The sequence below is a fragment of the Pseudoduganella sp. R-31 genome, assembly GCF_049913235.1.
Classification (GTDB): domain Bacteria; phylum Pseudomonadota; class Gammaproteobacteria; order Burkholderiales; family Burkholderiaceae_D; genus Rugamonas.
This window is the reverse complement of record NZ_CP183986.1, coordinates 2,312,134-2,337,954: the sequence shown is the minus strand read 5'-3', so window position 1 is coordinate 2,337,954 and position 25,821 is coordinate 2,312,134. Positions and strand designations below refer to the sequence as shown.

General features: G+C 64.2%; 20 protein-coding genes. 3 read left to right on the top strand and 17 right to left on the bottom strand.

Features of this window, described 5'->3' with window-relative positions:
* Positions 1-7: 7 nt before the first annotated feature.
* The 16 genes from ACN9MY_RS10670 to ACN9MY_RS10595 form a co-directional block, all read right to left on the bottom strand.
* The gene (locus tag ACN9MY_RS10670) at positions 8-802 is read right to left on the bottom strand and encodes an SDR family NAD(P)-dependent oxidoreductase (RefSeq protein WP_426337293.1); all 795 of its coding nucleotides are present in this window, start codon (positions 800-802) and stop codon (positions 8-10) included.
* 2 nt (positions 803-804) lie between these two features.
* Complete coding sequence (locus ACN9MY_RS10665) at positions 805-3,180, bottom strand: bifunctional salicylyl-CoA 5-hydroxylase/oxidoreductase (RefSeq protein ID WP_426337292.1); 2,376 nt, start codon at positions 3,178-3,180, stop codon at positions 805-807.
* 8 nt (positions 3,181-3,188) lie between these two features.
* On the bottom strand, positions 3,189-4,835 hold the full coding sequence (locus ACN9MY_RS10660; RefSeq protein WP_426337291.1) for an AMP-binding protein: 1,647 nt from the start codon (positions 4,833-4,835) through the stop codon (positions 3,189-3,191).
* 129 nt (positions 4,836-4,964) lie between these two features.
* Complete coding sequence (locus tag ACN9MY_RS10655; RefSeq protein ID WP_426337290.1) at positions 4,965-5,672, bottom strand: response regulator; 708 nt, start codon at positions 5,670-5,672, stop codon at positions 4,965-4,967.
* 18 nt (positions 5,673-5,690) lie between these two features.
* Entirely contained in the window at positions 5,691-9,869 is a 4,179-nt protein-coding gene (locus tag ACN9MY_RS10650) for a two-component regulator propeller domain-containing protein (RefSeq protein ID WP_426337289.1), read from the bottom strand.
* Positions 9,870-9,913: 44 nt separating this feature from the next.
* A complete protein-coding gene (locus ACN9MY_RS10645) occupies positions 9,914-11,083 on the bottom strand; it encodes a patatin-like phospholipase family protein (protein ID WP_057260261.1) in 1,170 nt (389 codons plus the stop codon).
* Between the two features lie 75 nt (positions 11,084-11,158).
* On the bottom strand, positions 11,159-12,901 hold the full coding sequence (gene ggt, locus ACN9MY_RS10640) for a gamma-glutamyltransferase (protein ID WP_426337288.1): 1,743 nt from the start codon (positions 12,899-12,901) through the stop codon (positions 11,159-11,161).
* Between the two features lie 117 nt (positions 12,902-13,018).
* Positions 13,019-13,780 carry a 3-hydroxyacyl-CoA dehydrogenase gene (locus tag ACN9MY_RS10635; protein ID WP_426337287.1) on the bottom strand — a complete coding sequence of 254 codons (762 nt, stop codon included), beginning with the start codon at positions 13,778-13,780 and terminating at the stop codon, positions 13,019-13,021.
* Positions 13,781-13,844: 64 nt separating this feature from the next.
* Positions 13,845-14,351, bottom strand: coding sequence for a hypothetical protein (locus ACN9MY_RS10630; protein ID WP_426337286.1), 507 nt, complete (start codon positions 14,349-14,351; stop codon positions 13,845-13,847).
* 56 nt (positions 14,352-14,407) lie between these two features.
* Positions 14,408-16,618, bottom strand: a complete 2,211-nt coding sequence (locus tag ACN9MY_RS10625) for a sodium-translocating pyrophosphatase (RefSeq protein ID WP_426322266.1) — start codon at positions 16,616-16,618, stop codon at positions 14,408-14,410.
* A 204-nt stretch (positions 16,619-16,822) separates the two neighbouring features.
* Positions 16,823-17,479 carry an adenylate kinase gene (adk, locus tag ACN9MY_RS10620; protein WP_426170479.1) on the bottom strand — a complete coding sequence of 219 codons (657 nt, stop codon included), beginning with the start codon at positions 17,477-17,479 and terminating at the stop codon, positions 16,823-16,825.
* Between the two features lie 78 nt (positions 17,480-17,557).
* On the bottom strand, positions 17,558-18,316 hold the full coding sequence (kdsB, locus tag ACN9MY_RS10615) for a 3-deoxy-manno-octulosonate cytidylyltransferase (RefSeq protein ID WP_426322263.1): 759 nt from the start codon (positions 18,314-18,316) through the stop codon (positions 17,558-17,560).
* 3 nt (positions 18,317-18,319) lie between these two features.
* On the bottom strand, positions 18,320-18,496 hold the full coding sequence (locus tag ACN9MY_RS10610; RefSeq protein ID WP_082507565.1) for a Trm112 family protein: 177 nt from the start codon (positions 18,494-18,496) through the stop codon (positions 18,320-18,322).
* Positions 18,477-19,556: a tetraacyldisaccharide 4'-kinase gene (lpxK, locus tag ACN9MY_RS10605; protein ID WP_426322261.1), complete on the bottom strand. Its 1,080-nt coding sequence runs from the start codon at positions 19,554-19,556 to the stop codon at positions 18,477-18,479. The genes ACN9MY_RS10610 and lpxK overlap by 20 nt, the downstream gene beginning before the upstream one ends.
* On the bottom strand, positions 19,556-19,975 hold the full coding sequence (locus ACN9MY_RS10600) for an ExbD/TolR family protein (RefSeq protein WP_057260354.1): 420 nt from the start codon (positions 19,973-19,975) through the stop codon (positions 19,556-19,558). The genes lpxK and ACN9MY_RS10600 overlap by 1 nt, the downstream gene beginning before the upstream one ends.
* Positions 19,976-19,996: 21 nt before the next feature.
* Complete coding sequence (locus ACN9MY_RS10595) at positions 19,997-20,602, bottom strand: MotA/TolQ/ExbB proton channel family protein (protein WP_426170474.1); 606 nt, start codon at positions 20,600-20,602, stop codon at positions 19,997-19,999.
* A gap of 894 nt (positions 20,603-21,496) precedes the next feature.
* Between ACN9MY_RS10595 and xseA the strand changes: the two genes are divergently transcribed.
* Entirely contained in the window at positions 21,497-22,840 is a 1,344-nt protein-coding gene (gene xseA, locus ACN9MY_RS10590; RefSeq protein WP_426322258.1) for an exodeoxyribonuclease VII large subunit, read from the top strand.
* 67 nt (positions 22,841-22,907) lie between these two features.
* Positions 22,908-23,486: a superoxide dismutase [Fe] gene (gene sodB, locus ACN9MY_RS10585; protein ID WP_426322256.1), complete on the top strand. Its 579-nt coding sequence runs from the start codon at positions 22,908-22,910 to the stop codon at positions 23,484-23,486.
* Between the two features lie 211 nt (positions 23,487-23,697).
* Here sodB and ACN9MY_RS10580 read toward each other — a convergent pair whose 3' ends face one another.
* A complete protein-coding gene (locus tag ACN9MY_RS10580; protein WP_426170469.1) occupies positions 23,698-24,723 on the bottom strand; it encodes a zinc-dependent alcohol dehydrogenase family protein in 1,026 nt (341 codons plus the stop codon).
* Between the two features lie 106 nt (positions 24,724-24,829).
* On the opposite strand from ACN9MY_RS10580, the gene ACN9MY_RS10575 reads away from it, so the two are divergent.
* Complete coding sequence (locus ACN9MY_RS10575; protein ID WP_426337285.1) at positions 24,830-25,804, top strand: LysR family transcriptional regulator; 975 nt, start codon at positions 24,830-24,832, stop codon at positions 25,802-25,804.
* The last annotated feature ends 17 nt before the right edge of the window (positions 25,805-25,821 follow it).

Genomic DNA, 25,821 nt, shown 5'->3' with positions numbered 1-25,821 from the left:
TGTTTCCTTACATGACTTCACCGCCGGCGACGGCGATGGATTGGCCGGTCATTGCACTGGAGGATGGCTGGCAAAGCCAGGCCACGGCGTTGGCGACCTCCTCGACCTGCACCAGCTTCTGTTGCGGGTTGCCGGCCGCCAGCTCGGCGCGCGCTTGCTCCTCGCTGCGTCCAGTTTTTTGCATGATGTTGGCGATTGCGTCCTGCACGATGTCGGTTTCCGTGTAGCCGGGGCAGACGGCGTTCACCGTGATGTTCTTTGTCGCCAGTTCCAGCGCCAGCGCCTTGGTCAGGCCGACCAGGCCGTGCTTGGCGGCGACGTAGGCGCTGACGTATTTATAGCCTTTCAGGCCGGCCGTGGAGGCGATGTTGACGATTCTTCCCCAGCCTTTTTCCAGCATCTGCGGCAGGACCGCTTGCGTGCAGTGGAAGGCGCCGGTCAGGTTCACGTCGAGCATTTGCTGCCAGTGCCGGCTGGTGGTTTTCGCGAACGGCGCGGGCTGCGCTTGCCCGGCATTGTTCAGCAGGATGGTGATCGGGCCGAGTTGCTGCGCGGCTGCGGCGATGGCCGCGTGGACGGCCGCTTCGTCGGTAACGTCCAGCACGCAGATGTCCACACGCGGCACCTGCGTCCCGCTTCGAGCGTTCCCGGTACGCAGCGAGTCCGCCGCGCGTTCGAGCGCTACCGCATCGCGTCCGGCAATCGTCACGCTGGCGCCTTGGGCCAGCAATGCACGTGCGCAGGCCAGCCCGATGCCCCTGCTGCCGCCGGTGATGAATGCATGCTGGCCAGAGAGCACCATCGTCAGCCCTCCAGCAATTTCGCCGCGACCTGCTGCGGCGTCAGCCCGGCATTGGCGGCGGCCAGCTGGCGTTCGCGCTCAAGATTGCGCTCGAGCTGCTGCTTGCCGGCCAGGTATTGCTTCGGCCAGGTCACGGGCGTGTAGCCAAGCCTGGCCGCCTCGGCCAGCGTCCAGGAAGGGTTTGCGAGATGCGGGCGGCCCACGGCGCACAGGTCGGCGCGGCCGGCCGCGATGATGCCGTTCGCATGGTCGGCTTCGAAGATCGAGCCGACTGCAATGGTCGGAATCCCCGCCTCGTTGCGCACCCGGTCCGCAAACGGCGTCTGGAACATGCGCCCGAATACCGGCTTTTCCAGCTTGCTGACCTGGCCCGAGGAGCAGTCGATCATGTCCGCGCCCGCCAGCTTGAACAGGCGCGCGACCTGCACGGCATCATCCGGCGTGATGCCGCCTTCGACCCAGTCATGGGCCGAAATGCGCACGCTCATTGGCTTATGCGCCGGCCACGCCGCGCGCATGGCCGAGAACACGCGCAGGGGGAAGCGGCAACGGTTCTCGAGCGAGCCGCCATACTCGTCGCCGCGCTCATTGGTCAGCGGCGAGATGAAGGACGACAGCAGGTAGCCGTGCGCGCAATGCAGCTCGAGCCAGTCGAAGCCCGCTTCCTCGGCCGCCAGCGTGGCGCGCACGAAGTCGGCCTCGATGCGCCGCATGTCCTCCGCGCTCGCGGTGCGGGCCACCTGCGACACACCGGCCAGGTATTGCTGCTGCGAGGCCGCCAGCAGGGGCCAGTTGCCTTTGTCAAGCGGCAGGTCAATGCCGTCCCACATGGCGCGGGTCGAACCCTTGGCACCGGCGTGGCCGAGCTGCAATCCGATCCTGGCGTCCGTGTTCCGGTGGACGAAATCGACGATGCGTTTCCAGGCCATGGTGTGCGCAGGGGCGTACATCCCGGGGCAGAACGGCGTAATGCGGGCATCGGCGGAAACACAGGTCATCTCCGCCATCACCAGCGCTGCGCCGCCCATGGCGCGCGATCCCAGGTGAGCCATATGCCAGTCGCCAACGCAGCCGTCGACTGCGCTGTATTGCGCCATCGGCGAAACGATGATGCGATTTTTCAGCACCAGGCCGCGCACCTTGTAAGGGGTGAACATCGGCGGCACGGGGCGGCCAGCCGCCGGCTGCGGCACCCCGGCCTGTGCGAAAGCACGTTCGGCCAGCCAGCGCTCGAAGCCAGCCACGTAATCCTTGTCGCGCACGCGGAGGTTTTCGTGTGACAGGCGCTGGCTGCGCGTCAGCATCGAGTAGGCGAACTGCGGCGCCTCCATCGCGGAGTAGCGCTGCACGTTTTCGAACCACTCCATCGAATTGCGCGCTGCGCTTTGTATCTTCAGCACTTCGACCGCGCGCACGTCCTGATAGGCAGCCAGCGCGTCGCGTGCGCTGCCATGCGCAGCAAAGCAGCGCGCCAGCTCGATCGCGTCTTCCAGCGCCAGCTTGGTGCCGGAACCGATCGAGAAGTGCGCAGTATGCGCCGCATCGCCCATCAGGACCACCGGCACGTCGCCATTCCAGTGCACCCACTTCTGGCACACGATGCGCGGGAACTTGATCCAGACATTCGAGCCGCGCAGGTGGGCGGCGTTGGACATCAGCTTATGCCCTTCCAGCCGCTCGGCGAACAGCTTCTCGCACCAGGCCAGCGCTTCTTCTTGCGGCATGTCGTCCAGCCCGGCAGCGCGCCACACCGATTCCGGCGTCTCGATGATGAAGGTCGACGTCTCGCCGTCGTACTGGTAGATGTGGGCCTGGAACCAGCCATGTTCCGTCTGCTGGAAGTCGAAGGTGAAGGCGTCGAACTTCTTCGTCGTACCCAGCCAGACGAAGCGGCATTGGCGCGCTTCGATCATCGGCTGGAACGTCGCCTCGTAGCGAGCGCGCACGCGCGAATTGAGGCCGTCCGAAGCGATCACCAGGTCTGCGTTGTAGCGCGCCGCCAGTTCCTGGTCGTCCTGCACGTCAGTCTCGAACACCAGCTCCACGCCCAGTTCTTCGCAGCGCTGCTGCAGGATGTTCAGCAGGCGCTTGCGGCCGATGCCGCAGAAACCGTGGCCACCGGAGGTGACTTTCTGCCCTTTGAAGAAGACGTCGATGTCGTCCCAATGGTTGAAAGACTGCAGGATCTCGCGCGCAGTCTTTTCGTCGGCCGCCACCAGGTTGCCCAGCGTCTGGTCGGAAAACACCACGCCCCAGCCGAAGGTATCGTAAGGCCGATTGCGCTCCACCACCACGATGCGGTGCGACGGGTCCTGCTTTTTCATCAGCAGGGCAAAATACAGGCCGGCCGGGCCGCCGCCAATACAAACGATATTCATGCTGTTCCTCAAGTGCTACGGAGTTTGAAGCGTTGCAGCTTGCCGGTTTCGGTGCGCGGCAGCGAAGGCAGGAAGCGGATCGAGCGCGGATACTTGTACGGGGCGATCTGTTCCTTGACGAAGTCTTGCAGCTGCGCCGCCATGTCGGGCGTTGCTTCAAAGCCCGGCTTGAGCACGACATGCGCTTCCACGACCTGGCCGCGTTCCTCGTCCGGCTTGCCGACCACGCCGCATTCGGCCACGGCGGGATGACGCAGCAAGGCGTCTTCAACTTCGGGGCCGGCGATGTTGTAGCCGGCGGAGATGATCATGTCGTCGGTGCGCGAACGGTAGAAGAAGTAGCCGTCGGCATCCATTTCGTAAGCGTCGCCGGTCAGGTTCCAGCCGTCCAGCACGTAGTCGCGCTGGCGCGGGTCGTCCAGGTAGCGGCAGCCGGTCGGGCCTTTCACTGCCAGGCGGCCGACAACGCCGGGGCCTACCGGCTGGCCCTTGTTATCGAGGACGCAAGCGCGGTAGCCGGGAATCGGCTTGCCGGTGGCGCCCGGCCGGATATCGCCCCCTGCTGCGGAAATGAAGATATGCAGCATCTCCGTGGCGCCGATGCCGTCGATCATGCGTAAGCCGGTGGCCTGCTGCCAGGCTTCGCGCGTTGCCACCGGCAGCGCCTCGCCGGCCGAGACGGACTTGTCCAGGCTCGAAAGATCGTATTTGCCCGCGAGCGTGGCCATCTGGCGGTAAAAGGTCGGCGCGGTAAAGCAGATCGTCGCGCGGTATTTTTCAATCGCCTGCAGCAGCGTTTCCGGCGTCAGCTTTTCCAGCAGCACGGCGGCGGCGCCCACCCGCAGCGGGAACAGCAGCAGGCCGCCCAGGCCGAAGGTAAAGGCCAGCGGCGGCGTGCCGATGAACAGGTCGTCGGCGCGGGACTCGAGGACATGGCGCGGGAAACAGTCGCAGATGGCCAATACGTCGCGATGGAAGTGGATGGTGCCTTTCGGGACGCCGGTGGTGCCGGACGTGAAGCTGATCAGGCAAATATCGTCGGCCGCCGTGTCGCATGCCGCGGCGCTCGCCGGCTGCGCATCCATCATGGCCTCGAGCGAATGCCCGGACGCCGCGGCGGCAGCCTGCGCCTCGGCCGGCACGTTGAACCACAGGGTGCGTCCAGGGCGGTTGGGCGCAGCCTCGATCTCTTCGCGCAGGGCATGGGCGCACAGCACCGCCTGCACTTGCGCCTTCTGCATGATGACGCCCAGCTCCCGCGCGCGCAGCAGCGGCATGGTGGGCACCGCGATCAATCCGGCCTTGAGCACGGCCAGCACGGCGGCGGCCATCATTGGATGGTTGGCGCCGCGCAGCAGGACGCGATTGCCGGGCACCAGCGCCATCGGGCCGCGCAGGACGTTGACGATGCGGTCAACCTGCTGCTGCAGCTCGCCATAAGTCCAGCTGAAGCCTTCGCCGTGCAGGGCGATGCGCGCGCCGCTGCCCGCCGCCACGGCCTGGTCGAGGATCTCGGCCACGCAGTTCAGGCGCGCCGGGTACTGCAACTCGGGAAGATCGAACACCAGGTCCGGCCATTGTTCAACCGGAGGTAGATGCTGGCGCGCGAACTGGTCGAGATGCGCGCTCGGTTCTGCTGCAGTGGGTCTGTTCATGGTCGCCTGGGTAAGGTTCGGTTGAAAGTACAGCCTGCGGTGCAGACTACTTTAAACCTAAACTATATTTACCGCAAGGCCGCGCCAGCCCGGTGGGAGGATTTTCCCGCAAGCGGGCTGGCGATTTTCTCAGCTTTGGCGCACCAGCGAGGATTGGTGCAGCACTGCCCTGATCACGTCCGTCAGCGCCGCCTGCACGGCTTCGTTGCTGACGTGGACGCCGATCAGCGGCTTGAGCGAGGCCGCGGCGCCGTGCAAGCCCAGCGTGGTGCAGCCGGTAAGCAGGCGCTCCAGCCGCACGCGAACCTCCGCCTGCTCGTCGTGCGCCAGCAGCGCATCGATCTCGTTGCTGGCTGCCGTCAGCTGGTTCTGGAAACCGGTCAGGTAGACCAGCAAACGGTCGGCGGCAATGCCCAGCCGCGCCAGGGTGGCTGCCGGCTCTTCCGCCCGGTGCTCATAGCCGTTGGCCGCCTGGTCGAGGAAAGCGCCCAGGTGGGCGCGCACCTGCTCCGACTGGAACGGCTTGACGATGTAGCCGGTGGCGCCGGCCAGGGTGGCCTGCTGCACCGTTTCCTTGTCGGTGGCGGAGGACACCAGCACGAACGGCACTTCGGCCAGGTCGCCCTGCCCGCGCACGCGCTGCAGCAATTCGATGCCGGACAGGCGCGGCATGCGCAGGTCGCAGAAAACGATGCCCGGACGCAGCCCACCCTCCAGCTGCCGCCAGGCGTCGGCGCCGTCTTCCGCTTCAACGATCTCGAACTTGCCGCAACCATCGATCAGGTGCATGAGCACCATGCGTGAGACTACGTCGTCGTCGACTACCAATACTTTCATGCTCTCTCCGCTCTTGTTTTAATGACGCGTTGGGGATACGACGTGTTCCAGCAGCAGCCGCAAGCGCGGCAGCTTTTCGCGGATCGCCGGCCACATGGCGCGGTCGGCGGCCCGTTCCAGTTCACCGCACAGGGCATGCAGTTCGGCCTCGTCCAGGTAGGCGGCACTGCCCTTCATGCCGTGGAACAGGCGGCCGGCAGCATCGGCGTCGGCCGAGGCCAGGGCCTGGTCCAGTTCGCGCAGGCGCGCCGGCAAGTCGGCGATGAAGGCATCGCGCAGGCGCAGCTTGAGCGCCTGTCCTGCCTGGCCCGGCATCGGCGCCGGCGGCGGCAGGTCGCACACGCCGAACATGGCATCGAGCTCCGCCACCGAAGGAAGTTCGGCCGTTCGCGCCCGCAACGGCGGCAGCTTGATGCCGCGCGCCAGCTGGCGCTCGATGGCCCGTTCCAGCTGCATGTGCAGCGCGCCCTCGTCGATCGGCTTGGTCAGGAAATCGTCCATGCCGGCGGCCAGGTAGCGGCTGCGGTCTTCGTCGCTGGCGTTGGCCGTCAGGGCCACGATCATCAGGTGCGGATCGAGCACCGGCGCTTCGCGCGGGCCGCCGGAGCGGATCAGGCGCGTCGCGGTGGAGCCGTCCATTTCCGGCATGCGGCCGTCCATCAGCACCAGGTCGTAGCGCTGCTGGGCGCAGGCGGCCAGCGCCAGCACGCCGTTGCCGGCGATATCGACCTTGTGCCCCAGGTCTTCCAGCATCATGCGCACGATGATCTGGTTGGTGGGGAAGTCTTCTGCGCACAGCACGCGCAGTTGATGCGTATGCGGCTCGCGCGCCACGTGCGGCGCCAGCGGCGGCGCCACGCCGTCGCGCAGCGGAACGGTGAAGGCGAAGCTGGAGCCGGCGCCAGGCGCGCTGACTACGTCGATCTGGCCGCCCATCAGCTCCACCAGCTGGCTGCTGATCGCCAGGCCCAGGCCGGTGCCGCCGTAGCGGCGGGTAGTGGTGGTGTCGCCCTGCTCGAATTTCTGGAACAGGCGCGGCAAGGCGTCGGGCGGAATGCCGATGCCGGTGTCTTCCACCGTGAAGCGGATGCGATGCCCTTGCGGCCCGCTGCTTTCGCGCTCCACGCGCAGCGATACCTTGCCGCGCTCCGTGAACTTGAAGGCGTTGCCGACCAGGTTGACCAGCACCTGGCGCAGGCGGGTCGGGTCGCCGACCACGAATTCCGGCAGGTCGGGCGCAAAATCGACTTCGAAGCCCACCATATTGGACATGGTGTGCTCGGCAAACAGGCTGACCACGTTCTCCACCATGCTGGCCAGCGCGAAGTCGATCGACTCGATGTGCAGCTTGCCGGCTTCGATCTTGGAGAAGTCCAGCAGGTCGTTGATGATGGCCAGCAGCGACTGTGCATTGCCTTGGCCGCGCTCGATCTGCTCGCGGGTGCGCTCGGCCAGCGCGTTGTCGCGCAGGGCGAAGCCCAGCATGCCGATCACCCCGGCCAGCGGGGTGCGCATTTCGTGGCTCATATTGGCCAGGAACTCGGACTTCTGGCGCGTCGCGTCCTCAGCCCTCTGCTTGGCCAGCGACAGGTGCTTGTCGCGCTGCTCCAGCTCGCGCTTCTGCTCTTCCAGCAGCTGGTTCTTCAGCTCCACTTCGGCCGTGCGCAGGCTGACCTGCTTTTCCAGCTGCAGCTGCTGGCTGCGCAGGACGCGCACGCGCATGTGGTAAGCGCCCCCGGCGGCGCCCAGCGCGGCGGCCAGCATGCACAGGCGGAACCACCAGGTTTTCCAGTACGGCGGCGCGATAGTGATTTCCAGCGTGGCGGCGTTGTCGTTCCAGATGCCGTCCTTGTTGGCAGCCTTGACGCGGAACTGGTAGGTGCCGGGGTCAAGGTTGGTGTAGGTCGCGAAGCGCTTGCCCGCATCGGTCACCACCCAGTCCCTGTCGAAGCCGACCAGCTGGTAGGCAAAGCGGTTGCGCTGCGGCGCGGCGTAGTGCAGCGCCGCGAATTCCAGCGAGAATACGGAGTCGCCTTCGCGCAGCGACAGGGAGCTGGTGTATTCGATGGCCTGCTGCAGCACGCCCCTGTTGGCGCCGCCCTGGCCCGGCCGCACCGGCTTGTTGAAGATCTGGAAATCGGTGATAACGGCAGTCGGCGCCGAACTGTTCTCCCGCACCTCCTGCGGATCGAATGCCGTGATGCCGTTGAAGCCGCCGAAGTACAGGGTCCCGTCGGCCGCGCGCAAGGCCGAGCCGTCGAAATAGGCGCCCTCGATGGTGCCGTCCACGCCGGAGTAGTTGCGCACCTGCCCGTTGCCCATGTCGAGGCGGGAGATGCCGGTATTGGTGGACAGCCACAGGTATTTCCCGCGGTCCGGCAGGATGCCGGCGATCGCATCGTCGGCCAGACCATCCTTGCGCAGGAAGCGGCGGAAATGCACGCTGCCGTCGGGGCGCCGCTCCATCCGGTTCAGGCCGGCCGCGGTGCCGATCCACAGCATGCCATCGTCGTCCTCGAACAGGTAGTGCACCTCGTTGTGGCTCAAGCTGCCCTGGTCGTTCGGGTTGTTGCGATAGTGCGTGAAGCGGCCGGTCTTGCGGTCCAGCAGGTCAAGGCCGTTGAAGGTACCGATCCAGAGGTTGCCGCGCCGGTCTTCCAGCACCGGGCGCACCACGCTGTCGGCCATGCTGTGGATGTCGGCCGGATCGTGGCGGAAGGTGAGCACGCCGTTGCTGGACGGGTCGATGCGGTGCAGGCCATTGCGGGCGGACGCCCAGACCATGCCGTCGCGGTCGCCGTACAGGAAGCGGATCACATCGTTTTCAGGATCGCCGTGCGACAGCATCAGCGGACCAAAGCGGCGCGCCCTGATGTCGAAGCGGCGCACGCCGTTGCGGCTGCCAACCCACAGCACATTGCGGTCGCGCGGGTCGTGCAGCAAGGCCGTGACCTGGAATTCCAGGCTGTCGTTGCCGCTGCCGGTGCGATACAGCACGGTCTTGCCGGTCACCGGATCGTAGTAATTGAGGCCGTCGCTGTTGCCAACCCAGACCTTGCCGTCGCCTGCGTCGAGCAAGGCGCGCACCTTGTTGTCGGTCAGCGTGAAGGGCTGGCCCGGGTCCTTGACCAGGCGCGCAAAGCCGCCGCTGCCCAGGTCGACCCGGCTGACGCCGCGATACCAGGTACCGACCCACAAGGTGCCGACGTTGTCGCGGAACAGCGAGAACACATAGTTGTCCGCGATGCTGTGCGGGTCGCCCTGCTGGTGGCGGTATTGCACGAAGCGGTCGTCCGACTGGCGCCAGCGGAACAAGCCGCCGGTCTGGCTGCCGACCCACAGCGTGCCATCCTGGTCCTGGTAGATGCGCTTGACCGTGCTTTGCGGCAGGCCTTCCGCCGCGCCCAGCACCCGGCGCTGCGGATATTTTCCTTCCAGCGTCCAGCGCTCGATGCCGTTCTGGGTGCCGACCCACAGCACCTGGTCGCGGTCCACCAGCAGGGACTGGGCGCCGCGGGCGCCCGCTGCCTTGAGCGGATAGTGGATGAACGTGCGCGACCCCGTCTCCAGCATGTCGACGCCGGCCGAGGTGGCAATCCACAGCCTGCCCTGCTTGTCGCGCGCCAGGGCATTGACCTGGTCGTGGCCAAGGCTGCCCGCTTCAGCGCGATCGTGGTGGTAAATGAGGAACTTGCCCGTCGACGGATCGAAATGCTGCAGGCCGTCGGCGGTGCCGATCCACAGGCCATCGGCGCCGTCATCGATGATGGCTTTGATATGGCGGTTGCCGCTGCCGCGCTTTTCCGGCTCGCGCGGCAGATGGTGGCTGAACGACTGGGTTCTGGGGTCGAACAGGTCAAGGCCGCCATCGGTGCCGACCCACATGCGGCCGCGCGGATCGAGGTGCAGCACGCCGACCCAGTTCTCGGCCAGGCTGCGCTGGTCGCCAACGATATTGCGGTAGACCGTGACCTTGTAGCCGTCAAATCGGCTCAGGCCCGCCTGGCTGCCGAACCACATGAAGCCCTGGCGGTCCTGCATGATCGCCAGTACCGACTCCTGAGCCAGGCCGTCGTCCACGTCCAGCTGCTCGAAACGCAGGGTGCGCGGCGGCGCCGCCAGCGCCGGGAGGGCGAGCGTGCAAGCCAGGGCCAGTGCGGCCAGGCGAGGAAGCAGACGACGAACTATTCCAGCCACGGTTCAGAAATGGGCAAAAGCTGCCATTTTACTATTGCTCGCCATCAGGACCCGAAAAATGCCAGGACGTCCGCGCGGCGGGCCTGGGTATCGCGCTGGCCGAGCCGGATCAGCTCCTGGGTGTAGCTGGCTTCAAACAGCAGGTAGGAGGCCAGCGCCGAACCGCGCGCCTCGGTGGCGCCGATCCCGGACAGCATGGTGCGAATCGGCGCCGGCAGGCTGCCGATGTGGCGCGCAGCCAGGTCGTCCAGCCGTTCGGACGGCGCGATTACCAGCAGTTCCACGGGCCGCAGCGGAGTCTTGGCCAGCAGGTCTTCCGGCAGCACGGACAAGGTCTGGTTGACGCGGTTCAGGCGTTCGATATCGACCGCCAGCCCGTCCAGGAAGATGGAGGACATGGCATGGCCGGCGATCTGGGCCAGGCTCGGGTAGCGCGGCGTTTCCGTCATCTGGCGCGGCGGCTCGGTCAGGCGGCCGGCGCCGACCACCAGCACCTTCTGCGCCCCAAGGTGGATGGCCGGCGAAATCGGCGCCAGCTGGCGCATCGAACCGTCGCCGCAATACTCCAGGTGGCCGCCCATGTACAGGGGCGTGGCCGGGAAGATGAAGGGAATCGCCGACGACGCCAGCAGGTGCTCGACGCCGATCTGGTCCTGCATCGCCACGCGCTGCATCCTTACCCAGGGTGCGATTTCGGCGGCGGTCTGGTAGAAGGTGATGTGCTGGCCGCCGGTGTAGGACGATGCGGTGACGGCTACCGCGTGCAGCAGGCCTTCCTGCAGGCAGTTGTCCAGGCGCGGCAAGTCCAGCATGCGGTGCAGCAGGTTCACCAGCGGGGTGTTGTCGAGCAGCGACTGCGGCGGCGCGGCGCGCCATTTGCGCAGCAGCCAGCCGAAGGACAGCAGCGACAGCCAGCGCGCCCCCGAACGCAGCACGCCCAGCGAATCGGCGCGATACACCTGGTTCGCTTCAAAATTGCTCCATACATCGAGCAGTTTCTGCACGCCTTCGCCGAAATTGTCGGCGCGGCAGGCCAGCGCGGTGGCATTGATGGCGCCAGCCGAAGTGCCGCAAATGATCTGGAAGGGATTACGTGCCGGCGGCCATCCCTCTTCCCACAGGATTTCGGAAATCGCCTGCAAAACGCCAATCTGGTAAGCCGCCCGGGCGCCGCCGCCCGTCAGGATCAAGCCCGTTTTCTTTTTCATGCCCATTTATCAAGGGTAACATGCTGGCTGCGGGGCGGGAATGACTTGCGCCCTGCCCGCCAGCAGCCTGTCGCGCGCTCGTCACTCGCCGCGCACGATGCCTTCGCGGCGCGGGTCGGCGCCGCCGAACCAGCCGGCCGGCGTGCGCTGCAAGCCTTGCAGGCCCGAGTTGAGTTCCACCTGGCGCACCTCGTGGCCGCGCGCTTTCAACTGATCCACCACCTCGCCCGGGAACTTGCCCGCTTCCAGCTCGGTGGGGCCATTGCGGCTGCCGAAATTGGGCAGGCTGATGGCCTGCTGCACATTGAGGTTCCAGTCAAGCGCACCAACCAGCACCTTGGCCACGTAGTTGATGATGGTCGAGCCGCCCGGCGAGCCGGTGGCCAGCACCAGTTGCCTGGTCTGCCTGTCGAAGACCAGGGTCGGGGCCATCGAACTGCGCGGGCGCTTGCCAGGCTGCACGCGATTGGCGATCGGGCCGTTTTCGTCCACCGAATCCCAGGAGAAGTCGGTCAGCTGGTTATTCAGCAGGAAGCCGTCGACCATCTGGCGCGAACCGAAGGCGTCTTCCACCGAAGTGGTCATGGAAATGGCGTTGCCGTTGCCGTCGACTACCACCAGGTGCGAGGTGGACGGCTTGTCCAGCGCAGTGTCATCGCCCCAGGCTACTTTGACTTCAGCCGGCACGCCGGCGCGGGCGCGGCCCATCGACTTGTCGCCGATGAGGGCGGCGCGCTGGCGCAGGTAGGACTTGTCGAGCAGGCCGCTGGCGCCCTTGCCGGGCAGCGGCACGAAGTCGGTGTCGGCCACGTAGCGGTTGCGGTCGGCGTAGGCCAGGCGCTCGGCTTCCGTCATCAAGTGGATGGCGTCAGCCGTGATCACGCCGTTGACCGGCGCATAGTCGCCGATCTTGCTGTTCTCCAGGATGCCCAGGATCTGCGCGATCGCTACGCCGCCCGACGACGGCGGCGGCATGCCGCACACCTTGTAGGCGCGGTAGTCGGTGCACAGCGGCTCGCGTTCCCTGGCCCGGTAGCCCGCGATGTCGGCTGCCGTCAGGCCGCCGGGATTGGTCGGGTGGCCCTGCACTTTCGCAGCGATGTCGCGCGCGATGCGGCCACGGTAGAAGGCATCGGCGCCTTCGGCAGCGATTTCACGCAGGGTCTTGGCCAGTGCCGGATTTTTCAGGACATGGCCGACGGGCCAGGGTTTCTTGTCCTTGTCGAAGAAATAGGCGGCAGCGACCGGGTCGCGCTGCAGGTAACGCTCGCTGGTCAGCAAGGCGTTCAGGCGCGGACTGACGGCGAAGCCCTCTTCCGCCAGCTTGATGGCGGGCGCGAACAGTTTGGACCAGGCCAGCTTGCCGTACTCCTTATGCGCCAGTTCCAGCATGCGCAGCACGCCGGGGGCGCCGACCGAACGGCCGCCTACTACGCCTTCCGGCCGCGGCAAGGGTTTGCCGTTGGCGTCCTGGAACAGGGTTTCGGTGGCGGCGGCGGGCGCGGTTTCGCGGCCGTCGAAGGAACGGACTTTCTTGCCGTCCCAATGCATCATGAAGGCGCCGCCGCCGATGCCGGAAGATTGCGGCTCGACCAGGGTCAGTACCAGTTGGGTGGCGATCGCTGCATCAACGGCGGAGCCGCCTTGCTTCAGCATCTGGTAGCCGGCTTCGGTGGCCAGCGGGTTGGCCGCGGCGACCATGAATTTCTGTGCGGACCAACCGGCTTTATCCTGCCAGCCAGTGGCGATTTCAGGAGCACGGTTGTCTTGGGCGTGGAGCGGGAGGGTGCAGAGCAGTGCTGCGGCAAGGGCTAGTGCTTTCATCCGGCCATGCTACACCAAAACCGGCAATTCAGTGCCAGACCCATAGGGTCTGGCACTCGGCATGCGGCGGCCGCGTATTCGTGTCTGACCCTGCGGGTCAGACACGGGTTTTCCGGTTTATTTAGGCTGCATCCGAATCGCGCCATCCAAACGGATCGTCTCACCATTCAGCATAGTATTTTCGATAATGGACTTGGCCAGCGAAGCATATTCGAACGGCTTGCCCAGCCGTGGCGGGAACGGCACCATCTTGCCCAGCGCATCCTGCACTTCCTGCGGCATGCCCAGCAACATCGGGGTCTCGAAGATACCCGGCGCAATGGTCATCACGCGGATGCCCGAACGCGACAGGTCGCGCGCCATCGGCAAGGTCATGCCGGCCACACCAGCCTTGGAGGCGCCATAAGCCGTCTGCCCGATCTGGCCATCAAATGCGGCCACCGATGCAGTATTGATAATCACACCGCGCTCGCCCCACTCCGCCGCTTCGGTCTTGCCCATGGCATCAGCCGCCAGTCGGCACATATTGAAGGTGCCGACCAGGTTGATATTGATGGTGCGCGCGAAGGATTCGAGCGGGTGCGGGCCATCCTTGCCCACGGTCTTGATCGCCGGCGCCACGCCGGCGCAGTTGACCAGGCCGCGCAGGGTGCCCATGGCGGTAGCCGCAGCCACCACAGCCAGGCCGTCCGCTTCCGAAGTCACGTCGCATTTGACGAATTTTGCTGCGCCCAGTTCTGCCGCCAGCTTTTCGCCGGCTTCCACCTGCACGTCCGCCAGCACGACCTTGCCGCCGTTATCGACGATCATGCGCGCGGTCGCCGCGCCCAGGCCCGACGCGCCGCCGGTGATGATGAATACTTGGTCCTTGATCTGCATGCTTTTGTCTCCCCTATTCACTTTACGTTACGTAAACGTCAATCGAGGCGTATTGTAGCCGAAATCAGTAGCAAGTCATCCATCCTCCGCTCTGGGAACACACTTTTCCGCTCGGGCTGATGACCTGGCCGGGCGGCCCGTGGTAATAGGTACCGCTGGTGTCGCGGCAGCCGCCAGCGTCGCACTGGACCGGGATCGGCGCGCTGGGGCCGGGCAGCGGCGTCGCTGGCGGCAAGACAGCGCCCGGCGGCAGCGACGGCTGGCCCGCACGCGGCAGTTGGGCGATCGCCGTCGGCGCCGCATGCGGATCGCGTTTGGTCAGCATGGGCGCCCAGGTCAGTGAAGGATCGGGGGCCGGCGCAATGCGCGGAGTCGGGGTGACAGTCAGCGGCACCGGGCGGCGCGGCATATTCTTGCGGGCAGGCGCCGTGCGGCAAGGCTCCTGCAGCAGGCGCTTGCCATCTGCGCTGAGCCGGCATTCCGGCAAGCGCCGGTACTCGTCAAGGGATTCGGTGCCAGCGGCCGGGCCGGACAGCCCGGCGGCCAGCGCCAGCAGGAGTGGATAGTTCATGTTGCCCTCCGCAGCGTACAGACATCATACGCCGCAGAGGGTTGACGCGGCGCGACTTACTTCGCCGCCGGCGTCTCGCTTGCGGCTTGGGCCGGCACCTCGGCCATGGCGGGAGCCACCGCTGGCGCAGCCACGGGCGCTGCCACCTGCGGCGCCGCAGCCGAAGCCGGGGCCACCACCTGTTGCTGCGCCTGCATCGGCGCCATGGTCACCGACAGGATGCCGGTGACCGGCAACAGCGGCACCAGCAGCAGCGCCACGATGTTGATGATCTTGATCAGCGGGTTGACGGCCGGACCGGCAGTATCCTTGTACGGGTCGCCCACGGTATCGCCGGTCACCGCCGCCTTGTGCGCGTCGGAACCTTTGCCGCCATGGTTGCCGTCCTCAATATACTTTTTCGCGTTATCCCAGGCGCCGCCGCCGGTGGTCATCGAGATCGCCACAAACAGGCCGGTGATGATGGTGCCCATCAGCAGGCCTCCCAGCGCGCGCGGGCCGAGCAGCATGCCGACCAGGATAGGCACCAGCACCGGCAGCAGCGAAGGCGCGATCATTTCCTTGATGGCGGAGGCAGTCAGCATGTCGACGGCCTTGTCGTACTGCGGCTTGCCAGTGCCGTCCATGATGCCCTTGATGTCGCGGAACTGGCGGCGCACTTCCACCACCACGGCGCCGGCAGCGCGACCGACGGCCTCCATCGCCATGGCGCCGAACAGGTAAGGGATCAGGCCGCCGATGAACAGGCCGACGATTACCATCGGGTCGGACAGGTCGAAGGACATCTCCATGCCGCGCGACTGCAGGGCGTGGGTGTAGTCGGCAAACAGCACCAGCGCAGCCAGGCCGGCCGAGCCGATCGCATAGCCCTTGGTCACCGCCTTGGTGGTGTTGCCCACCGCATCCAGCGGGTCGGTAATGGCGCGCACGGAATCCGGCATGCCCGACATTTCGGCGATGCCGCCGGCGTTGTCGGTAATCGGGCCGTAGGCGTCCAGCGCCACGACGATACCAGCCATCGACAGCATGGAGGTCGCCGCAATCGCAATGCCGTACAGGCCGGACAGCTTGAAGGAAACCAGGATCGCCACGCACACGGCAAGCACTGGCCATGCGGTGGATTTCATCGACACGCCCAGGCCCGCAATGATATTGGTGCCGTGGCCGGTGGTGGAAGCTTCCGCGATATGGCGCACCGGCGTGAATTCGGTGCCGGTATAGAACTCCGTGATGTAGACCATCAGGCCGGTCAGCACGATGCCGACAACCGTTGCACCCAGCATCTTGTAGCGCATCTCATCATCCGGCCAGACCATCCAGGTTACGATGACGAAGCCGATCAGCGACAGGCCGGCGGCCCACCACAAGCCAGTGTACAGGGCCGACATGATCTTCTTGCCCGGTTTCGCCTTGACCATGGAGCAGCCGATGATGGAGCCGATGATGGACACGGCACCCAGCAGCATCGGATAGATGGCCGCCTGCGCCGGCGCGCTGGTGATCATCAACGCGCCAAGCAGCATGGTCGCGATCAGGGTCACCACATAGGTTTCAAACAGGTCGGCCGCCATGCCGGCGCAGTCGCCCACGTTGTCGCCCACGTTGTCGGCGATCACCGCCGGATTGCGCGGATCGTCCTCGGGAATGCCCGCCTCCACCTTGCCCACCAGGTCGGCGCCCACGTCGGCGCCCTTGGTGAAGATGCCGCCACCGAGGCGGGCGAAGATCGAGATCAGGGAAGCGCCGAAGGCCAGGCCGATCATCGGCTTCAGCACTTCATGCACATTGTGCGTCGGGTCAGGCGCGCCCGGAGCGCCCATCACGGTGAGCACCCAGTAGAATCCGGCTACGCCCAGCAGCCCGAGGCCGACCACCAGCATGCCGGTGATGGCGCCGCCCTTGAAGGCGACATTGAGCGCCTCGTTCATGCCCACCGACGCAGCCTGCGCGGTACGCACGTTGGCCCGCACCGACACATTCATGCCGATAAAGCCGCAAGCGCCGGAAAGCACGGCGCCAAGAAGGAAGCCGATGGCGGTCTTCATATCGATCGCCGCCCCGATGGCTACCAGCAGAACAACACCGACGATACCGATGGTGCGGTACTGGCGGGCCAGGTAGGCCGCAGCACCTTGCTGGATGGCTGTCGCGATTTCCTGCATGCGGGCGTTGCCCGCGTTCTGTCCAAGAATCCAGCTGCGCGCCCACAGCCCGTACACCACCGCGAGCACGCCGCACGCAATCGCGAACCACAAACTTGCTGCCATAGATTGCCCCCTTACGTTATTAGAATCAAAAGCCACAAAACGAACTCGGTACGACCGAACTACGTACTGCAAAACTTTGACACTTCACGGCCAGGGGGCCGCCAAACCGGTAGACCAGTGTCAGACCCGCAGGGTCTGACACTTGCGACGCGACTGTCGCGTACCGGTTTGAAAAAAGCGGGCCAGGAGCCCGCTTCATAAGTATTAGCTGTTCAGAGCCGCGAACGCACGGTCGCGAATCTCTTCGACTGGACCAACGCCTTCGATCTTGCGATATTTCGGCGCACCAGGCTGGCCCGATTTGGCCCACTCGCCGTAGTAGCCAAGCAGGACTTCGGTCTGGTTGTGGTAGACGTCCAGGCGCTTCTTGACGGTTTCTTCCTTGTCGTCGTCGCGCTGCACCAGGTCTTCGCCGGTGACATCGTCCTTGCCTTCGACTTTAGGAGGATTGAATTTGACGTGGTACACACGGCCCGAAGCCGGGTGGCTGCGGCGGCCGCTCATGCGTTCGACGATCTGGTCGTCCGGTACGGCGATTTCCAGCACGTAGTCGATTTTGACGCCTGCGTCCTTCATCGCGTCGGCTTGCGCGGTGGTACGCGGGAAGCCGTCAAACAGGTAGCCATTGGCGCAATCGGCCGCTTTCAGGCGGTCTTTCACCAGGCCGATGATGATGTCGTCCGAAACCAGTTGGCCCGCGTCCATCACTTTTTTGGCGGCCAGGCCCAGTTCAGTACCTTCCTTGATTGCCGCACGCAGCATGTCGCCGGTGGAAATCTGAGGGATGTTGTACTTTTCCTTGATGAAGTTGGCCTGGGTGCCCTTACCGGCTCCTGGTGCTCCTAACAGAATGAGACGCATGAATGTTCCTAAACGATTTAATAATAATTTTTGATGATGCCTTAGCCACCTTGCTAGAAACTTACCACAGAAGTTGGCTTATCCGCCACTTTTGTAGAGTGCTTGTACACGCGCCAGGTCTTCCGGGGTGTCCACGCCCGCCGCCGGGGCGGAATCGGTCACGTGTACGGCAATGGGGTATCCATGCCACAGGACGCGCAGCTGCTCGAGGGCTTCAATCCCTTCCAGCGGCGACACTTCCAGCGCCGGATAGGCCTGCAGGAAGTCGTTTCTATAGGCGTACAGCCCAATATGGCGCAAGGGAACGTAGCCGGCCGGCAGGGCCGACTTGTCCTTGGCGAAGGCATCGCGGTGCCACGGGATGGTGGCACGGCTGAAATACAATGCGCGGCCCTGCTTGTCCAGCACCACCTTCACCACGTTCGGGTTGAAGGCGTCCGCCACGTCGTGCAGCGGATGGGCGCAGGTGGACATCGGCACGTCGGCGCCGATGCGGGCGGCGGCAGCCTTCAGCAGTTGCGGCTCGATCAGGGGCTCGTCGCCCTGCAGGTTGACCACGACGGCGTCGGCCGGCAAATTCATGGCGCGCGCCACTTCGGCGATGCGGTCGGTGCCGGACGGGTGGTCGGCACGGGTCATGAAAGCTTCGATGCCATGCTGTTCGCAGGCTTCTTTGATAGAGGCGTGGTCGGTGGCGACAACGATGCGGGCCGCGCCGGCTTCCTTCGCGCGTTCGGCCACGCGCACCACCATCGGCTTGCCGCCCAGGTCGGCCAGGGGCTTGTTGGGCAGGCGGGTCGAGGCCAGGCGGGCCGGGATGATGACGATGAAGGACACCGCTTACTCCGTGGTGTCTGGCAGGGAGCGCGCTTCGTCGGCCCACATGATCGGGATGCCGTCGCGGATCGGGTATGCCAGGCGGTCGCCTTTGCAAATCATTTCCTGGGCTTTTTTGTCGTACTCCAGAGGGCCCTTGCACACAGGGCAGACCAGGATATCAAGCAGGCGTGCGTCCACGTAGTTTCTCCACAATTTGATCGGCCAGCGCCGCGTCGATGCGGGCGCTGACTGGAACGACCCAGATTCTTGGATCGTTGCGTAGTTCTTCAATTTGCCAGCATTTTACTGCATCCTTCTCCGTCACCAGAATAAAGTCGGCCTCGACATTCGCGAACGGGCGGTCTTTAAAGTCGTGATGATCGGGAAGCGGCAACTCCTGCGGCTCAAGTCCTGCGGTGCGCAGCATGGCAAAAAAACGGCCCGGATTGCCGATGCCCGCCGCCGCGGCCACGCGCAGCCCGTCGCCCTGCCCCGCACGGCGAGCCAGTTCGGCCAGCGTCATGCGCTCGCTGCGCTCAGCCAGCCGTTCTGCAACGTCGCCGGCGAGGCGCATCTGCCAGGGAGCACCCGGTGCGCCACCGCGGACAGCGCCGGGTGGCGCGATGGCGGTGCACAGCGCTGCCGTCAGTTCGGGCGCGTTGACCACGGTGAAATCGCGTTTGCGGGACGGCGCCTCGCGCAGCGGCCCGGCCGGCAGCGTCCAGCCATTGCCAACTCCCCTGCCGTCAAACAGCACGATTTCGATGTCGCGCGCCAGGGCGTAATGCTGCAAGCCGTCATCCGTGACGATAACGTTGACTTCGGGGTAAGCCGCCAGCAGCGCCTCGCCCGCCGCCGCACGCGCACGGCCAACGAAAACCGGGCAGCCGGTACGGACGGCAATCAGGACTGGTTCGTCGCCCACCTCGGCCGGCGTCGACACGGCGCTGACTTCGCGCGGCGCGGCATCCGTGCTGCCGAAGCCTCGCGACACAACGCCCGGCCGGAAACCGGCCGCACGCAGCGCATCGACCAGCCAGATGGTCAGCGGCGTCTTTCCCGTACCGCCAATGAAGATATTCCCCACGACGACGACCGGCACCGGCAAGCGCTCGGCGTGCGAGACGCCAAGCGCATACAGGCCGCGGCGCACGGCGGCCAGCCCCCGGAACAGCAGGGACAAGGGCCAGAGCACGCATGCCAGCGCGCCCCGCCGCAACCACTCGCGCGAGAACGTCGTCTCGAGGGAAGAGGCCATTACCTGGCCTGGGCGGTCTGTGCCTCGAAGGTCACGCGCTCGAAGCCAGCCACGCGCGCCGCTTCCATCACGTTGATCACCATCTGGTGCATCGCGAACTGGTCGGCGTTGATCTTGACGATCGGGTTGGCATCCTTGGTGGCAGCCTTCATCTGCTCGGCCAGGCCGGCTACGTCGTGGAACGCAACCGGCGTGCCGTTGATGGTGTAGTTGCCCTTGGCATCCACTGTCACATTCAGGTCATTCGGCTGCTCCACCGTCTTTTCCGCATCGGCGGTCGGCAAGGTGATTTTCAGCTCGGTGAACTTGCTGTACGTGGTGGTGATCATCAGGAAGATCAGGATCACCAGCAGCACGTCGATAAACGGGATCAGGTTGATCTCGGGATCTTCGCGCTTCTGGCCTCGGCGGAAATTCATCGCCATAAACTGATCCCTCGCTTACTTGCGGGAGTTGTGGACCACGTCCACGAACTTGACCGCCTGCTGCTCCATGTCGATGACGAAGGAGTCAACCAGGGCGCGGAAGTGGCGATAGAACACCAGGGTCGGCATCGCGATCGCCAGGCCGAAACCGGTGTTGTACAGCGCCACCGAAATACCGTGCGCTAGTTGCGCAGGGTTGGCGCCGGCGGAATTCTGCGAACCGAAGATCTCGATCATGCCGACCACGGTACCGAACAGGCCCATCAGCGGTGCCAGGGTAGCGATGGTGCCGAGGGTGGTCAGGAAGCGCTCCAGCTCGTGCGCCACGGCGCCGCCCGCCTCTTCAATCGACTCTTTCATCACATCGCGTGGGGCGTTGACGTTACGCAACGCTGCCGAAAGAACAACGCCCAGCTGGGACGATTTTTCCAGCTTGGTGATGATGTCGTTATTGATGTTTCCGCTGCGATAGACGCGAACCACCTCGTCCAGCAGTGTCTTCGGAATGATGCGCGAACGGCGCAGATACATCAGGCGCTCAACGATCAGAGCAAGGGCAACGATGGAAGCGATCAGCAGAGGCCAGATAGGCCAGCCGGCGGCCTGGAAAATTGCGAGCAAGACATACTCCTAAGAAAGAAAACCTAAACGCGCAATGTAGCGTGTCGAGAGCTATCAGGCAAGTGTGCGCATTCTTCACATTTTCTGTGGACAACATTGTTGGCAATCCAACTAATTCACCCTAAACCCATGATTTGTTTATGATTTTTCCTAATGCAAAAATTTTCATCAGCTTCGCTCAGCGCAGTTCTACACATATTCTGTGGACAAAATTGTGGGGAATGGTGGCTTTTATATGCTAAGCCTTTGAAAGGAAAGCGAATTATTCTCAAGCACAAAAAATGCGCATTGGCACTTTTCCTGCTTTTCCCCATCTGTGCACTTCTTCACATATTCTGTTGATAAGATTGTTAGCAAGGCTATGCTTGAGGGGTAAAGTACTTGATCTATAAGGGTTTTCTTGCCGTGCGTAAAAATCTCGCACGCTGATTTCCCGATGCATTCCAGGCACATTTTCAGCGAAATGCACAAATTCTGTGGACAAAAGTGTGAGCAAGGCCACAGGAGGTAGCGCAAGTCTTTGATATGGAAAGACAATCACTTCGAGCTGAAAATTTAGGCAGCGTTTTTCCCCACAGCTTCTGTGGATAAAATTGTTAGCAAGGGACAGACTGGAGTGCCAAGCCGTTGATTTCTAAAATGAAAGTTACCCTGCAAACATTTTCATCACGCAAGGCTTCGGGCCGAGAAGTTCCTCACACATTCTGTGGATATCTTTGTGCGTAACAGCCACGCGCTATCGCAAAGTCCTTGATCTATAAGGAAATTCAACAATTGCCCGCTTATTTGGCATTGGCGTTTACCCTTAATAATCATGTGTTTACAAAAAATACTTGCGATATGAAGTGATATATGACATAAGCATGACCGCTTTCAAAAAGTGTGGACAGGTCCATGATCAATAGCCCCGAACCCAACCAGGTCATTTCAGTCAGCGCCCTCAACCAGGCAGTCGCGCGCCTGCTGGAGCGCTCATTCCCCTTGCAGTGGATATCTGGGGAAATCTCGAATTTCACGCGCGCCAGTTCGGGCCATTGGTATTTCACCCTGAAAGATGATGCCGCCCAGGTGCGCGCCGTCATGTTCCGCGGCCGCGCCCAGTACGCCGGCTTCGTGCCGCGCGAAGGCGACAAGGTCGAGGTGCGGGCCCTGGTCACCCTGTACGGGCCACGCGGCGACTACCAGATCAATGTAGAAGCAATCCGCCGGGCCGGCGTCGGCTCCCTGTTCGAAGCCTTCCAGCGCCTCAAGGAGCGCCTGGCGGCGGCGGGCCTGTTCGACACCGAGCGCAAACGCGCCCTGCCCCTGTTCCCGCGCACCATCGGCATCGTCACCAGCCCCCAGGCAGCCGCCCTGCGCGACGTGCTGATTGCGTTGCGCCGCCGGGCGCCACACGTCAACGTAGTGCTCTACCCTACCCTGGTACAGGGCCAGCAGGCTGGCGCCCAGATTGCGGCCGCCATCGAAACTGCCTCGCGCCGTGCCGAATGCGACGTGCTGCTGGTGGTGCGTGGTGGGGGCAGCATGGAAGACCTGTGGTGCTTCAATGAAGAAGTGGTCGCTTACGCCGTCGCCAATTGCAATGTCCCTGTAGTGTCCGGAGTTGGCCACGAAACCGACTTCACCATCTGCGACTTCGCCGCCGACGTGCGTGCCGCCACGCCAACCGCCGCAGCCGAACTGGCAGCAACGCCGCGTGCCGACTGGCTCGGTTCATTGCGCGCCGACGCCACCGACCTGCGCCGCGCCATGCGCCGCGCCCTCAGCGACGCCACGCAGACGCTGGACAACCTGCAGCGCCGCCTGCTCAGCCCGACGGCCCGCATCGCCCAGCAGCGCATGCAGTTGCAAAGCCTGTCCACCGCCATGATGCACGCCACGCGCAACCCGCTGCAGCAGGCCCGCTTCACGGTCGACCGGCTGGCCGGCCGCCTGGCCGCGCGCAAGCCCGACGCGAGCAAGGCACGTGCCGCAATGGAAGCCTTGCAGCATCGCGCCGGCGCCAGCATGCGTGCGCAACTGCTGCAGCGGCGCGATGCCCTGAATGCGCTGTCGGCGCAACTGGAATTACTGAATCCCCAGCGCACGCTGGAACGCGGCTACGCCATCGTCACCGATGCCGCCGGCGCCGTACTGCGCGACCCGGCGCATATCCAACCGGGGCAGCCGCTGGGCGTCCGCCTGGCCGAAGGCAGCGCCCAAATCGGCGTGGCCAACGTGCAACCGACGCTTACCTAGCGTTCGTATTAGAATAGTGGCCGTTTCGGCAAAAATAACTTTTCGTCTCAATCAAAAGGAAACATTCATGGAACATACCCTGCCACCACTGCCGTATGCGATGGACGCACTGCAGCCGCACATCTCCAAGGAAACCCTGGAATTCCACTACGGTAAGCATCACCAGGCATATGTCACCAACCTGAACAACCTGATCAAGGGCACCGAGTTCGAAAACCTGTCCCTGGAAGAGATCGTGAAGAAGTCTTCCGGCGGCGTGTTCAACAACGCAGCCCAGGTTTGGAACCACACCTTCTACTGGAACTGCATGGCTCCCAACGCCGGCGGCGCACCAGCTGGTGCCCTGGCTGACGCCATCAACGCCAAGTTCGGCTCCTTCGACAACTTCAAGGCAGAATTCACCAAGTCCTGCGTGGGCAACTTCGGTTCCGGCTGGACCTGGCTGGTGAAGAAGGCTGACGGCTCGGTCGAGATCGTCAACACCTCCAACGCCGCCACTCCGCTGACCGGCGCCGACAAGCCGCTGCTGACCTGCGACGTATGGGAACACGCCTACTACGTCGACTACCGCAACGCACGTCCTAAGTACGTTGAAACCTTCTGGAACCTGGTGAACTGGAACTTCGTGGCCAAGAACTTCGCTTGATCGCGGTTCTTCGCCCATCGAAAGCCCGCTACGAGCGGGCTTTTTTTCGACCAAATTCGGGGTCAAATTCGGGGTCAGGTCTGTCATTCGGACAGCTAGCGCTCTCATTTGATATTTCTCAATACGCTAATTCCACGGAATTTGCGTATTGAGATTTGTCAAACAAACTGTACGCGTGTCCAAATGACAGACCTGACCCCGAATTGAAGGATCAATAGCGCGGCTTGACGCTGATCACGACCTTGCCGAAGTGGTTGCCGGATGCGAGGTGCTGGTAGGCTTCGCGCGCCTCGTGGATGTCGAACACGCGGTCCACCACCGGCTTGATGTTGCGCTGGGAGACCAGCCGCGACAAGTCTTCCTGCATCTTGCGGCTGCCGACGTAAATGCCGCTCATGCTCTTGCCGCCAATGACAATGCCAAGCAGTTGAACGCTGGTTTCGAAGCCGCCCCCCAGGCCGCCAATCACTGCCACCTTGCCGCCCATGCCGGCCGAGGCAATCGAGCGCGCCAGCGTATCCTGGCCACCCACTTCCAGCACCAGGTCGACGCCTTCGCCGTTGGTGGCGCGCAGCACTTCGTCCTGCCATTCAGGCGTCTTGCGGTAGTTGATCAACACGTCGGCGCCCAAGGCGCGTGCCCGTTCCAGCTTGGTGTCGCTGGACGAGGTGACGATCGTGCGCACGCCTGCCGCCTTGGCCAGTTGCAGCGCCCACACCGACACGCCGCCGGTGCCCAGCAACAGCACGGTGTCGCCGGCTTTCACGCCGCCTTCCACGAACAACGCATTCCAGGCTGTGACGCCGGCGCAGGTCAGGGTCGCCGCTTCCTCATAACTCAGGTGCGCCGGCACGGCAACCAGGCCGCCTTCCTTGATCACCAGTTCTTCCGACAGCACGCCATTGCTGCCCGCCCCCAGCGTCACCGCCGTCTTGCCCGGCGTGACCTTGCCTTCTTCCCACTCAGGGAAAAACGCGGTCGCTACGCGGTCGCCGACGCGGAATCGTTCAACGCCCGGGCCTACCTCGACCACTTCACCGGCCGCGTCGGAACCCGGCACCACTGCACCTTCGCCGCTGGTCGGGTAAGTGCCCTGCGCCACCATCAGGTCGCGATAGTTCAGCGAAACCGCGCGCACCTTTACGCGAACCTCGTGGTATTGCAGTTCACGTTTCGGCAGCTTGACGGCTTCCAGGCTGTCGATACCGCCGCCGGGGGTGATTTGGTATGCATGCATTTGGATCTCCTTACAAGTTGTGGTTAAGTGAGAAGAACTATATAGTTTCCACGTTATCCACAGTGGTGGAGTTTCATCGACAGATTGTCGCCCAAAAGGAATCAATATGAATGAACGCCTGAATGGCATCAACGTCTTCGTGCAGGCCGTGGAGGCAGGCAGTTTTTCGGCGGCGGCCACGCGGCTGCACCAGACCCGCTCCGCCGTGGCCAAGGCCATCGCGCGGCTGGAAGAACGGCTGGGCGTGCGCCTGTTCCATCGCACCACGCGCAGCCAGGCCCTGACCGAAGCGGGCCAGTCCTATTACGAGCGCTGCGTGCGCGCTCTTGCCGAACTGGATGCGGGCGAAGCCTGCATCGGTACCGGCCGCAGCGAGCCGACCGGCCGCTTGCGCATCAGCGTGCCGGTGCTGTTCGGCCGGCAGTTCGTGGCGCCGCTGATGATGGACCTGGCCCAGCGCTACCCGCAACTGACCATCGATATCTCGTTCAGCGACCGGGTGGTGGACTTGCTGGATGAAGGCTTCGATCTCGGCCTGCGCGTCGGTCCGCTGCCGAACAGTACCAGCCTGGCTGCGCGCCCCCTGGGCCAGCAGCGCATGCTGATCTGCGCCGCGCCCTCCTATCTGCAGGCGCACGGCGAACCGCAGGACATCCAGGAAGTCTGCGAGCGCGATGGCATCCTGTACTCGCGCGGACGCGTGGTGAAAGAATGGACGGTCGCCATGCCGGACGGCCGCACGCACGACTTGCTGCCGCGGCAGCGCATGCTGGTGGATGACTTGCAGGTGATTGCCGACGCGGCAGCGCGCGGCATGGGTCTGGCATGGCTGCCCTGCTGGCTGGTGGCCCCGTACGTGAAACGGGGCGAACTGAAGGTGCTGTTCGATTGCGGAGAAATGGAAGCCTCGCGCATGCACCTGGTGTGGCCCCATACTCCCTACATGCCCGCCAAGCTGCGGGTCGCAATCGACACGCTGCTTGAGGTTACGCCGATCTACCTCGCGAGCGCGGAGGAGAACCCTGCGGTCCCGCTGGCGGCAGATCACCTGCACCAGCGCCGGGACCGGCCGAGTGCATGAAAAAGGGCGTTGCCGGT